Source organism: Pseudomonas sp. W2Jun17 (assembly GCF_023127795.1).
In the GTDB taxonomy this organism is placed as follows: Bacteria; Pseudomonadota; Gammaproteobacteria; order Pseudomonadales; family Pseudomonadaceae; genus Aquipseudomonas; species Aquipseudomonas synxantha_A.
The window spans coordinates 129,159-142,798 of record NZ_SPKO01000011.1 but is presented as its reverse complement, the minus strand read 5'-3'; the positions used below and the strand labels follow the sequence as shown (position 1 = coordinate 142,798).

Sequence of the window (13,640 nt, the reverse complement as noted above, 5' to 3'; positions counted from 1 at the left end):
AGAACACTATGCAATGGGAAGTTGTGATCGGGCTGGAGATTCATACCCAGCTCGCCACCCAATCGAAGATTTTCTCCGGTAGCGCCACCACGTTCGGCTCTGAGCCCAACACCCAGGCCAGCCTGGTCGACCTGGGCATGCCCGGCGTGCTGCCGGTGCTGAACCAGGAAGCGGTGCGCATGGCGGTGATGTTCGGCCTGGCGATTGACGCCGAGATCGGCCAGCACAACGTGTTTGCACGCAAGAACTACTTCTATCCGGACCTGCCCAAGGGCTACCAGATCAGCCAGATGGAACTGCCGATCGTCGGCAAGGGCCACCTGGACATCCCGCTGGAAGACGGCACCATCAAGCGTGTCGGCGTAACCCGTGCGCACCTGGAAGAAGACGCCGGCAAGAGCCTGCACGAAGAATTCCCCGGCGCCACCGGTATCGACCTGAACCGTGCCGGCACGCCGCTGCTGGAAATCGTCTCCGAACCGGACATGCGCAGCGCCAAGGAAGCCGTGGCCTACGTCAAGACCATCCACGCGCTGGTGCGCTACCTGGGCATCTGCGACGGCAACATGGCCGAAGGCTCGCTGCGTTGCGACTGCAACGTGTCGATCCGGCCAAAGGGCCAGGTTGAGTTCGGCACCCGCTGCGAGATCAAGAACGTCAACTCGTTCCGCTTCATCGAGAAGGCGATCAACAGCGAAGTGCGTCGCCAGATCGAATTGATCGAAGACGGCGGCAAGGTGATCCAGCAAACGCGCCTGTACGACCCGAACAAAGACGAAACCCGCGCCATGCGCAGCAAGGAGGAAGCCAACGACTACCGTTACTTCCCCGACCCGGACCTGTTGCCGGTGGTGCTGGAAGATTCGTTCCTCAACGACATCCGCGCCACCCTGCCGGAACTGCCGCAGCAAAAACGCGAGCGCTTCCAGGAGCAGTTCGGCCTGTCGGTCTACGATGCCAGCGTGCTGGCCTCCAGCCGTGAACAAGCCAACTACTTCGAAAAAGTCGTGAGCATTGCCGGCGACGCCAAGCTGGCGGCCAACTGGGTGATGGTCGAACTGGGCAGCCTGCTGAACAAACAGGGCCTGGAAATCGACGAAGCGCCCGTCACTGCCGAACAATTGGGCGGGATGCTGCTGCGCATCAAGGACAACACCATCTCCGGCAAAATCGCCAAGACGGTGTTCGAAGCGATGGCCGCGGGTGAAGGCCACGCCGACGAGATCATCGAGAAGCGTGGCCTCAAGCAAGTCACCGACAGCGGCGCGATTTCGGCCGTACTCGATGAAATGCTCGCGGCGAATGCCGAACAGGTCGAGCAATACCGCGCCGCAGACGAAGCCAAGCGCGGCAAGATGTTCGGCTTCTTTGTCGGCCAGGCCATGAAAGCCTCCAAGGGCAAAGCCAACCCGCAACAGGTGAACGAACTGCTTAAAAGCAAGCTCGAAGGCTGATTGCGGTGAATGGTTGGAGCAGACTTCAAGGTCTGGCTCCAACCTGTGTGGGAGGGGGCTTGCTCCCTCTCCACATTTTTTATTGGGGATGTCCTGACAATGAAACGTCTACTCGGCCTCCTGGCCTTGTCCTCCCTGCTGGCCGGTTGCGCCAGCGGTCTCATCGACCCCAACGGTTACGACGAAACCGGCACCGCCTCCTATTACGGCGCCAAACACCATGGCAAAAGAACCGCCAGTGGTGAACCCTTCAACCAGAACGCCTTGACCGCTGCGCATCGGCGCCTGCCCTTCGGTACGCGGGTCAAAGTGACCAATCTGAACAACGACCGATCGGTCGTGGTGCGCATCAATGACCGCGGCCCGCACACCCGTGGGCGCCTGATCGACGTTTCCCGCAAGGCTGCCGAGCAACTGCGTATGCTGGGCAGCGGCACCGCACGGGTTCGCGTGCAAGCCCTGAACAACTGATTGAGGCCGCCTTGAGTATTTTCGGATTGAACGCCCTTTCGCCCTGGAGCCTGCTCGAACTGGTCGGCGGCTTGCTGCTGTTGATCGTCGGCGCCGAGATCCTGGTACGCGCCGCCGTGCGCCTGGCGGCCAGCCTCAAAGTGCGACCGCTGATCATCGGCCTGAGCGTTGTCGCCTTCGGCAGCAGCGCGCCGCAGATGGCCGTCAGCCTCCAGGCCACGCTGGCCGGCAATACCGATATCGCCGTGGGTAGCGTTATTGGCAGCAGCATTTTCAATATCCTCGTCACCCTGGGCCTGTCGGCGCTGATCATTCCGCTGCGGGTCTCGCGGCAACTGGTGCGTGTGGATATCCCGGTGATGATCTTCGCCGGTCTGCTGGTGTTTATCCTGGCCGCCAATGAAGTGCTGACCCCGCTCGATGGTGTTTTGCTGCTGGTGGCGCTGGTAGCTTACCTTGGCGTGCTGCACCACCAGACGCGTCATTCACGCCGCCCGCGCACCCTGGACACCGTGGCCAAGGCACCCTGGTTGAGCAGCGCGTTGCTGATATTCGCCGGGCTATTGGTGCTGGTACTGGCCGGGCATTTGTTGCTGGGCGCCGCGGTGGAAGTGGCGGGCGACCTGGGCTTGTCGGAGCGTGTCATCGGCCTGACGCTCATCGGCGTGGGCACCTCGCTGCCCTGCCTTGCCACATCGCTGATCGCCGCCTTGCGCGGCGAGCGGGAAATTGCGGTGGGCAACGTGATCGGCAGCAACCTGTTCAACCTGCTGGGCGTGCTGGGCTTTACCGCGCTGGTGGCGCCGTCGCCGCTGTCGGTATCACCCAATGCTCTGGACTTTGATTTGCCGGTGATGCTCGGTGCCATCGTCCTGTGCCTGCCGGTGTTTTATACCGGCTACCGCGTGACGCGTATCGAAGGGCTGGTGCTGCTGGGGTTGTACCTGGCGTACGGGCTGCACGTAATGGCCTTCACCACCGGTATGCCCCTGGCCAACAAGCTTGAACAATTGATGCTGTATTACGTCCTGCCGGCGTTGGTGGCTTTGCTGTTGTTCACCTCTGTGCGCGCCTGGCACCGCCAACACAAGAGGGAATCGAAATGACCGATCAGAAAAAACCCGGAGTTGAGGTACGACGCCAAGTCATGGGCGATGCATTCGTCGACCGCGCCCTGGGTAATGCCACGGCGTTCACCCAGCCGCTGCAGGACTTCGTCAATGAACATGCGTGGGGCGCTGTCTGGAACCGCGAAGGCTTGCCGCTCAAGACCCGCAGCCTGATCACCCTCGCCGCCCTGACAGCCCTCAAATGCCCGCAGGAACTCAAGGGCCACGTGCGCGGTGCACTTAATAATGGCTGCACGGTAGACGAGATTCGCGAAGCGCTGCTGCATTGCGCGGTGTATGCCGGTGTGCCGGCGGCGATTGATGCCTTTCGGGCGGCGCAGGAAGTGATCGAAAGCTACCAGAAAGACGCCTAGATCCAGCCACCCGCCTGCAATACGAAAATCCCGATATTGGTGGTCACCGCCGCCATCAGCGTAGTGATCACGATAATCGCCGCCGCCAGCTCATGATTGCCTTGCGCCGCCCTGGCCATCACGAAGCTGGCCGCGGCTGTCGGCGCGCCGAAGTACAGGAACAGAATCCCCAGCTCCGGCCCGCGAAAGCCCAGCAACCAAGCGCCCAAGGTTGCGATCACCGGCAACCAGATCATCTTCATCAGGCTCGCACTCAACGCCATGTTGCCGCTCTTGCGCAGCGCGGCCATGGACAAGGTGCCGCCGATGCAAATCAACGCCAACGGCAGCGTGGTATCCGACAGGTACTGCAAGGACTTTTCGAACCAGCCGGGCAAGCTGATCTGAAAGTACGCGAACGGCGCCGCAACGATCACGCTGATGATCAGTGGGTTAGCCACCACACTCTTGAAAATGCTCCACGGGTCGGACTTGATCACCGGGCTGTACACCGCCAGCACAATGGTCGACAGCGTGTTGTAAAACAGGATCACCAGCGCCGCGAGGATTGCGCCCAGGGAGATCCCGTAGTCACCGTACATACTGGCGGCGAGCGCCAGGCCGATCACCCCGTTATTGCCGCGAAACGCACCCTGGGTGTAAATGCCCCGGTCTTCACGCTTGCAGCGAAAAATCGCCCAGCCCCAGGCCAAAGCAAAGCTCGCCAGGGTGGCGACGGCAAAATAGATCAGCAAACCCGGCTTGAGTGCCGCGTGCAGGTCGGCATGCAGGATGCCCAGGAACAGTAGCGCCGGCATGGTGACGTTGAACACCAGGGACGACGCGGTGTGGATAAAGTTGTCGTTGATCCAGTTGATGCGCTTGAGCAGCACCCCCAGAAACAGCATGGCAAACACCGGCGCGGTGATGGTGAGGGTGGTAAGGAAGATTGCCAGCATGCCGGGGAGAACCTTGGTGGGCGTCGTTAGTTGGCTAATGATAAGCCATGCAGCCCGTGTCGTCTGGTCTACCGCTATCGGGAGCAAGCCCCCTCCCACATTTGAACGCATTCATTCTGTTGAAATGCGGACCAATGTGGGAGGGGGCTTGCTCCCGATGCAGGCGACTCGGTCTCAGGTAATCGGCGCCGGGTTGAACAGCGTGATGTCGTTATGCAACTTGTGATGCTCCGCCCACGTCTGCTTCCTGCCACTGGCCACGTCCAGGTAGAAGTGAAACAACTCCCAGCCCAGCTCCTCGATGCTCGCGCGCCCGGTGGCAATGCGCCCGGCGTCGATATCGATCAGGTCCGGCCAACGCTGGGCCAGCTCGGTGCGGGTCGACACCTTGACCACCGGCGCCATCGCCAGCCCGTACGGCGTGCCACGCCCGGTGGTGAATACATGCAGGTTCATCCCTGCCGCCAGTTGCAAGGTGCCACACACAAAATCACTGGCCGGGGTGGCGCAAAAAATCAGGCCCTTGCCCTTCAAGCGCTCGCCGGGGCCGAGCACGCCGTTGATCGCGCTGCTGCCGGACTTGACGATGGAGCCCAAGGACTTCTCGACAATATTCGACAGCCCGCCCTTCTTGTTGCCCGGCGTGGTATTGGCGCTGCGGTCTGCTTCACCCTTGGCCAGGTAACGGTCATACCAGTCCATTTCCCTGACCAGTTCCCGGGCAACCTCCTGGTTCTGCGCCCGGGAAGTCAGCAGGTAAATGGCATCGCGCACTTCAGTCACTTCGGAAAACATCACCGTCGCGCCGGCCCGCAGTAACAAGTCCGAGGCATACCCCAGCGCCGGGTTGGCGGTGATACCGGAAAACGCATCACTACCACCGCACTGCATACCCAGGATCAGCTCGCTAGCCGGCACGGTTTCCCGACGGCGCTGGTCGAGTTTCTTCAAGCGCACTTCGGCCAGCGCCATGATCTGCTCGATCATCTCAGTGAAGCCGTGACTGGAGTCCTGCAGGCGGTAAAGCCACGGCTCGCTCAGGTCCACGGAGCTGTCGTTGTCGTGCATCACCTGGCCGGCCTGCAATTTCTCGCAGCCCAGGCTGATCACCAGGGCTTCACCGCCCAGGTTCGGGTTGCGCGCCAGATTGCGCACGGTGCGGATCGGGATATAGGCATCCGTCGCCGTAATCGCCACGCCGCAGCCGTAGCTGTGAGTCAGCGCCACCACATCATCGACGTGGGGATACTTGGGCAGCAACTCATCCTTGATGCGCTTGACTGCGTGGTCCAGCACGCCGGTGACGCACTGCACGGTGGTGGTGATACCGAGGATATTGCGCGTGCCCACGGTACCGTCGGCATTGCGATAGCCCTCGAAGGTGAACCCCTCCAGCGGTGCCTGGGTTTCAGGCACCTCGGTGGACAGCGGCAAGCTGTCCAGCGGTGGCGCGGTGGGCATGCGCAGCTGATCTTCCTGCACCCAACTGCCACGCGGAATCGGAGCCAAGGCGTAACCGATGGTCTGGCCGTAGCGAATAATCCGGCCGCCCTCGGGGATATCTTCCAACGTCACCTTGTGGCTCTGGGGTATGAACTCCACGGTGACCAGGCCGTCGGGGAATTCGGTCCCCGCCGGTACACCCTGGTCGTTTACCACGATCACCACATTGTCGCGCTCGTGCAAACGGATCGAGCGCGGCGAGTCGGCATGTTCAATCAACTGCATCACACGAACCTCAGGAATGCGCTTGGGAAAGGTTGGTCAACTCTGGGCCTTTGGTGGGTGGCTCTTTGAGCACCACGCGCTTGATCGGGCCGACAATCACCAGGTAGCTGAACACCGCGACCAGCGCGTTGGCGCCGACGAACACCAGGGCCCACTTGAACGAGCCGGTAGTGCTGATGATGTAGCCGATGACAATCGGCGTGGTGATCGACGCCAGGTTACCGAAGGTGTTGAACAGGCCGCCACTGAGGCCGGCGATCTGCTTCGGCGAGGTGTCGGACACTACCGCCCAACCCAGTGCGCCAACGCCTTTGCCGAAGAACGCCAGGGCCATGAAGCCCACCACCATCCATTCGATGTCCACGTAATTGCAGGCCACGATACTGCTGGAGATCAGCAGGCCACCAATGATCGGCGCCTTGCGTGCAAAGGTCAGCGAGTGGCCTTTACGCAGCAGGTAGTCAGAAATCACCCCGCCGAGCACACCGCCGATAAAGCCGCAGATCGCCGGCAACGAGGCGATAAAACCAGCCTTGAGAATGGTCATGCCGCGATCCTGCACCAGATACACCGGGAACCAGGTCAGAAAGAAGTAGGTGATGCCGTTGATGCAGTACTGGCCCAGATACACGCCGAGCATCATGCGGTTGGTCAATAACTGGCGTATGTAATCCCACTTCGGCCCATCAGTTTTCTTACCCTTGCCCTTGTCCTGATCCATGTCGACCATCGCGCCGTTGGCAGCGATGTGGTTGAACTCGGCCTCGTTGATCATCGGATGCTGGCGCGGGCTGTGGATAACTTTCAGCCAGATCATCGAGAACACGATGCCGATCACGCCCATCACGATAAACACATGCTGCCAGCCGAAGCGGTAGACGATCCAGCCCATCAATGGCGCAAACAACACCGTGGCGAAGTACTGCGCCGAATTGAAGATTGCCGATGCGGTGCCGCGCTCAGCCGTAGGAAACCACGCCGCAACAATACGGGCATTGCCCGGAAACGACGGCGCCTCGGCCAGGCCCACCATAAAGCGCAGCATGAACAGCGCCACTACGGCGGTGGAGACGCCGAACTCACCGACATAGCCTTGCAGCACGGTGAATAGCGACCAGGTGAAGATGCTCAAGGCGTATATTTTTTTCGAGCCGAAGCGGTCGAGCAGCCAGCCGCCAGGAATTTGCCCGGCCACGTAAGCCCAACCGAATGCGGAGAAGATGTAACCGAGGGTGACCGCGTCGATGCCGAGGTCTTTTTGCAGGCTGGAGCCGGCGATGGCGATAGTTGCGCGGTCGGCATAGTTGATCGTGGTCACCAGAAACAGCATGAGCAGGATCAAATAGCGGACATGGGTCGGCTTGGTCGCTTGCATGAAGAGGTACTCCCACTAATTATTTTTTTTGCGGGTAATGATTTTTTGTTTTTCCTGTGGGAGCCGGGCTTGCCCGCAATGCAGACACCTCGGTGTGTCAGCAAGACCGAGGTGATGCTATCGCAGGCAAGCCAGCTCCCACATAAAGCCAGTGCCACAGGATGCTGCGTATTACGAGCCGATATAGCTGGTCTTCACCACGGTGTAGAACTCTTGCGCATAGCGACCTTGCTCGCGCGAACCGTAGGATGAGCCCTTACGGCCACCGAATGGAACGTGGTAGTCCACACCCGCCGTCGGCAGGTTGACCATCACCATCCCGGCCTGGGAGTGGCGTTTGAAGTGGTTGGCGTACTTCAGCGACGTAGTGGCGATACCCGCCGACAGGCCGAATTCGGTGTCGTTGGCCATGGCCAGCGCCGCCTCGTAGTCAGCCACACGCACCACGTTGGCCACCGGGCCGAAAATTTCTTCACGGCTGATGCGCATCGCCGCTTCGCTGTCGGCAAACAAGGTCGGCGCCAGGTAATAGCCTTCGGTGTCGCAGGTCACCAGGCCGCCACCGCTGACCAGCCGCGCACCTTCGCTTTGGCCGATGTCGATGTATTTCATGTCCTGGTCCAACTGGGCCTGGGACACCACTGGCCCGATGTCGATGCCGGTATGCAACGCGTGGCCGACCTTGATCGACTTCATGCGCTCAGCCATTGCCGCAACAAACCGGTCGTGAATACCGGCGGTGACAATCAAACGGCTCGACGCGGTGCAACGCTGGCCGGTGGAATAGAACGCGCTCTGCACCGACAACTCCACCGCCTGCTTGAGGTCGGCGTCATCGAGGATGATCTGCGGGTTCTTGCCGCCCATTTCCAACTGCACTTTGGCCTGGCGCGACACACAATTGACGGCGATCTGACGACCCACGCCAACGGAGCCGGTGAAGCTGATGCCATCGACTTTCGGGCTGTTAACCAACACGTCACCGACGACACGACCGCTGCCCATCACCAGGTTGAACACACCAGCAGGGAAACCAGCGCGAGAAATGATCTCCGTCAGGGCCCAGGCGCAACCCGGCACCAGCTCCGCAGGTTTGATCACCACGCAGTTGCCGTAGGCCAGGGCCGGGGCGATTTTCCACGCGGGAATGGCAATCGGGAAATTCCATGGAGTAATCAGCCCCACCACGCCAAGGGCTTCGCGAGTCACTTCAACGCTGACGCCCGGACGCACCGAGGGCACGTAATCACCTGAAAGGCGCAGGCATTCACCGGCGAAGAACTTGAAAATATTACCGGCGCGGGTCACTTCGCCGATGGCTTCGGGCAGGGTCTTGCCCTCTTCCCGGGCCAACAAGGTGCCGAGCTCTTCGCGACGGGCAAGGATTTCACTGCCGACTTTATCCAGCGCGTCGTGGCGCGCCTGGATACCGGACGTGGACCAGGCCGGGAAAGCTGCGCGGGCCGCGTCAATGGCCGCGTTGACTTGGGCCACGTCCGCTTTGGCGTATTCGCCGATGACATCGGACAAATCAGACGGGTTGATATTGGTGCAATAGTCGGCGCCGGTTACCCATTCACCGTTGATGTAGTTTTCGAAACGCTTTGCTTGGGACACAAATCTTCTCCTGACGCAAAAGGCCGCTGATTGCTCAGCGGCCTTGTGGATAATTTATTGCGCGCCTTGCTTGTCGATCAGCGCGGCCAGGGCTTCGTATTCTTCCGGCAACAGATCGGTCAGCGGCGTACGCACCGGGCCGGCGTCATACCCGACAATTTTCGCGCCGGCCTTGACGATGCTCACTGCGTACCCGGCTTTGCGATTACGGATGTCCAGGTAAGGCAGGAAGAAGTCATCAATGATCTTGTCGACGGTGACGTGATCTTCGCGGGCAATGGCGTGGTAGAAATCCATGGCGGTTTTCGGGATGAAGTTGAACACCGCCGAGGAGTACACCGGCACTCCAAGGGCTTTGTAGGCCGCGGCGTAAACCTCTGCAGTCGGCAGGCCGCCGAGGTAGCTGAATCGGTCACCCAGGCGGCGACGGATCGACACCATCAGCTCGATATCACCCAGGCCATCCTTGTAGCCGATCAGGTTCGGGCAACGTTCGGCCAGACGCTCCAACAGCGGCGCGGTCAGGCGGCAGACATTGCGGTTGTAAACCACCACGCCGATCTTGACCGACTTGCACACCGCTTCAACGTGGGCAGCAACCCCGTCCTGGCTGGCTTCGGTGAGGTAGTGCGGCAGCAGCAGCAAGCCTTTGGCACCGAGGCGTTCTGCCTCCTGGGCGTACTCGATGGCCTGGCGGGTCGAACCGCCCACACCGGCAAGAATCGGCACGCTGGACGCGCAAGTGTCCACGGCGGTTTTTACCACTTGGGAATATTCGCTGGCAGCGAGGGAAAAAAACTCACCCGTCCCACCGGCTGCGAACAACGCGGTGGCGCCGTAAGGGGCTAGCCATTCGAGGCGCTTGATGTAACCCGCCTGGTGGAAGTCACCCTGGGCGTTGAAATCGGTCACCGGGAAAGACAGCAGACCGTGGGAGAGGATGGACTTCAGTTCTTGTGGATTCATTATTCGAACACCCTGGGCGAAGACTTTCTGAGGAAAGCGTTGTTGTTGGTTTTGATGATGTCGTACGTCATCGTACAACTATAAAAAGATTCGTCAACTGCAATTCGTTGAGCCTCCGCTCGCACCTGACGTGTGGATTGCAACTCTTGACGTAGGAAATTTCTCACCTATAGTAACTTTAGCTGTATATACATACAGTTAAAAAGGAAGATTCCCACGACATAGCAAGGAGCTAACATGTCAGGTCTTGAACTAGCAGTACCCGAGAAACTCCCGCCAACCCTGCGTTTTGAAGGGGGTGAACACACCGCCATCGGCGATGAAACCCTGCTGCGCTTCGCCAAGGACGCTGCGGCGATTCCTGCACACCAGGTGCAATTGCATCTGCCCAACGGGCTCGCGCTGACCTACGGCCAAGTGATCGCTTTGGGTGGCGATTTCTATGGCATCCCCGGCCAAGCCATCAGCGATGGCGCCTCTGCGGCCGAGCGCGTGCAACGTTTCACTGCAGCCTTCAACTCTCTCGCCGTATTGCCCGCCTCACGGGAAGAGGCGCAGAAGATCCTGGCGGTGATGCAAAAGGAAATCAACGCCGTCAAGCAGGCGATCAAGGATGGCAAACAACCCCATGAAGCCTACGACGCACTGGGTGATACGTTGTCGGAGGAGTGGAACCGCATCACGGGTGGCGGCAGCGCTGTTTCGGCCCTGATTCCCTTGGGACGCTACCTCAAGCTGGCAGCGGACAATGCCGATCACTTCGGTGAGTGGGCCTTGTCCGCGTACCTGGCCGGTCACACGGCGGCGCTGCAACAAGCCGTTGTGGCCCACCAGACGGGTACCGACCAGGCCCTGGAACTGGCCTATGCGATGAACAGCTTCGCTGATCACTTCTTGACCGACCTGTTTTCTGCCGGGCACCTGCGAGTGCCGCGCAAACAGTTGGCAGCCGTTGTGACGCCAGGTGAACTGGGCTCGCTGATCAGCCGCTTCATGCACGACGAAGACAGCAAGTTCGGGCTCAAGGTGCGTAATGCCATGGGTGATCAGTGGCATGCCTACGGCGACAAGCGCTACTTCGACAGCATCGACGCCGATAATCGCGTGCAGGTAAAACGTGCGGTGCAGGCTTCGGCAGACGAGATCTTCGAAACCTTCATCAGCGGCGTCACGCCCTCCCCGGCCAGCTTCAAGGCACCGCTGTATGTGCCCGACCTGAACGCCGCGCAAAACCCGGCGAATAACTTCTCGCCGTTGTTCAAGATGGAGGGGGACAAGGTGCTGCGGCGCAAGGACGTCAATGACCTGAACGACAAACACTGGACCAATGATTGGTGGGGGTGGAGTACGTATCTGTTGCTCAAAGACTACAAGCCCAATCAACCCGCCAGCTAAACAGGCCCGGTACTCCAGATAATGGAGATCAAATGTGGGAGATGGCTTGCCTGCGAATGCACTGGTTCAGTAACAAACTCAATGACTGACACACCGCTATCGCAGGCAAGCCAGCTCCCACACGGGATATGGCAAACCTCAGCCGCGCTGCGCTTCTGCCTCTTCATGGGCATGGCGCAGCCGCTCACGGCTGTTGGTCAAATGCAGACGCATGGCCGCCCGCGCCGCATCCGAATCCTGACGGGCAATTGCCTCATAGATTTCTTCGTGTTCGCGACTCAGGCGGCTCATGTAATGCTGTTGGTCATCATGGGCCAGGCGCGCCGAATTCAAGCGGGTACGCGGAATGATGCTGGTACCCAGGTGGGTCATGATGTCGGTGAAGTAGCGGTTGCCGGTAGACAGTGCAATTTCCAGGTGGAAGGCAAAGTCTGACGCCACCGCATCACCAGCGTGGGCCGCACTTTCATTCAGCGCATCAAGGGCCGCACGCATGGCGGCCAGTTGTGCATCACTGCGACGCAAGGCGGCAAGGCCCGCCGACTCTACTTCCAGGCTGATACGCAGCTCCAGAATCGCCAGCACATCACGCAAGGTCACCACGGTGGCCGGGTCAATGCGGAAACCGCTAGGGCTGGGCGTGTCCAACACAAAGGTGCCGATACCATGGCGGGTCTCGACCTGCCCCGCCGCCTGCAAGCGCGAGATGGCCTCGCGCACCACGGTGCGGCTGACGCCGTGGGCGTCCATGATCGCCGACTCGGTAGGCAGTTTATCGCCGCGTTTGAGCTGGCCATCGCGGATCTGCTCGGACAACACCGTGACCAATTCCTGGGCAAGGCTGCGGCGCTTGCGGGGCAGACGTGGAGCGGCGCTGGCGTTTTCCATGATGAACCATCTTTCTCGGCGAACTGAAGACCGCATCATAGCCCATGGTGGTTGTACGATCACCGTTGTGGCGCGACTTTCATCCATATCCTTCGCGCAAAAAAATGCCCCGACAAACGTCGAGGCATTTTTCAGAGGGGTCTGAAGGCAAAATCCGCCTACTTCACCACTTTCAAGCTCGGCCGACCGCTAGGACGCGGCGGCTCGCTGTCCGGTGGCGGTAGATCATCACCGCCTTCACCGTCGATCGTTTCGTCGTCCTCGAAAGGCGACTCCAGATCGAACACCATGCCTTGGCCATTCTCCCGGGCGTAGATCCCGAGGATGGCACCAATCGGCACGAACAGCGTATGTGGTACGCCACCGAAACGCCCTTCAAAGCTCACCGCTTCGTTGTCCATGTGCAGATGGCGCACGGCACTGGGCGATACGTTCAGCACGATTTGTCCGTCGCTGGCGAAACCCTGTGGCACATCCACCTTGGGAAACTCGGAATTGACCAGCATGTGCGGTGTGCAATCGTTGTCCACAATCCACTCATAGAGCGCGCGGACCAAATAAGGTCGACTGGAGTTCATCAACGGCTCCTTAAGCCTTAGCGCATATCGCGTTCGACACCAGACAGACTCGCCTGGAAAGCCTCACGCGCAAATTGGCGCTCCATGTAATCAAGCAGCGGCTTGGCCGGCCGTGGCAGTTCAATGCCCAGGATCGGCAAGCGCCAGAGTATGGGTAATAGGCAGCAATCCACCAGGCTTTGTTCCTCACTGAGGAAAAAAGGTTTATCAGCGAACAGCGGCGAAACACCGGTCAGGCTTTCGCGCAATTCCTTGCGCGCCTGCACCCGAGCGGCTTCCTTAGAACGCGAATCCAAAATGACATCCACCAGCCCGCACCAGTCACGCTGGATCCGATGGATCAGCAGGCGGCTGTTGGCACGCGCTACCGGGTACACCGGCAGCAAAGGCGGATGCGGGTAACGCTCATCCAAGTATTCCATCACCACGGTTGACTCCCACAACGCCAAGTCACGATCGACCAGGGTGGGCAAGCTGCCGTAAGGGTTCACTTCGATCAGTTTCGGCGGATGACGGCCCGCCTCCACACTGATGATCTCGGCGCTGACACCCTTCTCTGCGAGCACGATGCGTACTCGGTGGGAATAGTGGTCGGCGGGGTCGGAGTAACAGGCCAACCGATTGGTCACGCCCATGGCGGTCCTCCTCGCTTGTTGAAATTATCGAAAGCTCAAAAACGAGCGCGCCCAGAGAGCATCTCTGTAACGTCCGGTCAAACCAGGCGTTACGTGTTCAGAGATGCCGCTG

The 13,640-nt window shown here is 60.1% G+C and carries 13 protein-coding genes; 5 read left to right on the top strand and 8 right to left on the bottom strand.

Annotated features, from left to right (window positions below; translation table 11 throughout):
• Nucleotides 1-8 precede the first annotated feature (8 nt).
• The 4 genes from gatB (at nucleotide 9) to E4O98_RS09580 (ending at nucleotide 3,408) form a co-directional block, all read left to right on the top strand.
• Nucleotides 9-1,454: an Asp-tRNA(Asn)/Glu-tRNA(Gln) amidotransferase subunit GatB gene (gene gatB / locus E4O98_RS09595; protein WP_216090745.1), complete on the top strand. Its 1,446-nt coding sequence runs from the start codon at nucleotides 9-11 to the stop codon at nucleotides 1,452-1,454.
• 99 nt (nucleotides 1,455-1,553) lie between these two features.
• Nucleotides 1,554-1,925, top strand: a complete 372-nt coding sequence (locus E4O98_RS09590; protein ID WP_005784798.1) for a septal ring lytic transglycosylase RlpA family protein — start codon at nucleotides 1,554-1,556, stop codon at nucleotides 1,923-1,925.
• A 26-nt stretch (nucleotides 1,926-1,951) separates the two neighbouring features.
• Nucleotides 1,952-3,031, top strand: a complete 1,080-nt coding sequence (locus E4O98_RS09585; protein WP_248134880.1) for a calcium/sodium antiporter — start codon at nucleotides 1,952-1,954, stop codon at nucleotides 3,029-3,031.
• Nucleotides 3,028-3,408 (top strand): carboxymuconolactone decarboxylase family protein, encoded by a 381-nt coding sequence (locus E4O98_RS09580; RefSeq protein ID WP_032877796.1) that lies wholly within the window; start codon nucleotides 3,028-3,030, stop codon nucleotides 3,406-3,408. Before E4O98_RS09585 ends, E4O98_RS09580 begins: the two co-directional genes overlap by 4 nt.
• On the opposite strand, the gene E4O98_RS09575 is transcribed toward E4O98_RS09580, so the two are convergent.
• The 5 genes from E4O98_RS09575 to kdgD form a co-directional block, all read right to left on the bottom strand.
• Nucleotides 3,405-4,346 carry an AEC family transporter gene (locus E4O98_RS09575; RefSeq protein WP_005784792.1) on the bottom strand — a complete coding sequence of 314 codons (942 nt, stop codon included), beginning with the start codon at nucleotides 4,344-4,346 and terminating at the stop codon, nucleotides 3,405-3,407. The genes E4O98_RS09580 and E4O98_RS09575 overlap by 4 nt on opposite strands.
• Before the next feature lie 174 nt (nucleotides 4,347-4,520).
• Complete coding sequence (gene garD / locus E4O98_RS09570) at nucleotides 4,521-6,074, bottom strand: galactarate dehydratase (RefSeq protein WP_005784791.1); 1,554 nt, start codon at nucleotides 6,072-6,074, stop codon at nucleotides 4,521-4,523.
• Nucleotides 6,075-6,084: 10 nt separating this feature from the next.
• Nucleotides 6,085-7,449 (bottom strand): MFS transporter, encoded by a 1,365-nt coding sequence (locus E4O98_RS09565; RefSeq protein ID WP_228309343.1) that lies wholly within the window; start codon nucleotides 7,447-7,449, stop codon nucleotides 6,085-6,087.
• Nucleotides 7,450-7,620: 171 nt separating this feature from the next.
• Nucleotides 7,621-9,066 (bottom strand): aldehyde dehydrogenase family protein, encoded by a 1,446-nt coding sequence (locus E4O98_RS09560; RefSeq protein ID WP_078820288.1) that lies wholly within the window; start codon nucleotides 9,064-9,066, stop codon nucleotides 7,621-7,623.
• Between the two features lie 54 nt (nucleotides 9,067-9,120).
• Nucleotides 9,121-10,032, bottom strand: coding sequence for a 5-dehydro-4-deoxyglucarate dehydratase (gene kdgD, locus E4O98_RS09555; RefSeq protein ID WP_005784786.1), 912 nt, complete (start codon nucleotides 10,030-10,032; stop codon nucleotides 9,121-9,123).
• Nucleotides 10,033-10,269: 237 nt separating this feature from the next.
• Here kdgD and E4O98_RS09550 point away from each other — a divergent pair, with 237 nt between their 5' ends.
• Complete coding sequence (locus E4O98_RS09550) at nucleotides 10,270-11,427, top strand: phospholipase (protein ID WP_103734634.1); 1,158 nt, start codon at nucleotides 10,270-10,272, stop codon at nucleotides 11,425-11,427.
• Nucleotides 11,428-11,565: 138 nt separating this feature from the next.
• Here E4O98_RS09550 and E4O98_RS09545 read toward each other — a convergent pair whose 3' ends face one another.
• The 3 genes from E4O98_RS09545 to E4O98_RS09535 all read right to left on the bottom strand — a co-directional run bounded on the left by E4O98_RS09545 (nucleotide 11,566) and on the right by E4O98_RS09535 (nucleotide 13,528).
• Nucleotides 11,566-12,315: a FadR/GntR family transcriptional regulator gene (locus E4O98_RS09545; RefSeq protein WP_032877801.1), complete on the bottom strand. Its 750-nt coding sequence runs from the start codon at nucleotides 12,313-12,315 to the stop codon at nucleotides 11,566-11,568.
• 158 nt (nucleotides 12,316-12,473) lie between these two features.
• Entirely contained in the window at nucleotides 12,474-12,893 is a 420-nt protein-coding gene (locus tag E4O98_RS09540; RefSeq protein WP_005784780.1) for a ClpXP protease specificity-enhancing factor, read from the bottom strand.
• Nucleotides 12,894-12,910: 17 nt separating this feature from the next.
• Nucleotides 12,911-13,528, bottom strand: coding sequence for a glutathione S-transferase N-terminal domain-containing protein (locus tag E4O98_RS09535; protein ID WP_005784778.1), 618 nt, complete (start codon nucleotides 13,526-13,528; stop codon nucleotides 12,911-12,913).
• Between the last annotated feature and the right edge of the window lie 112 nt (nucleotides 13,529-13,640).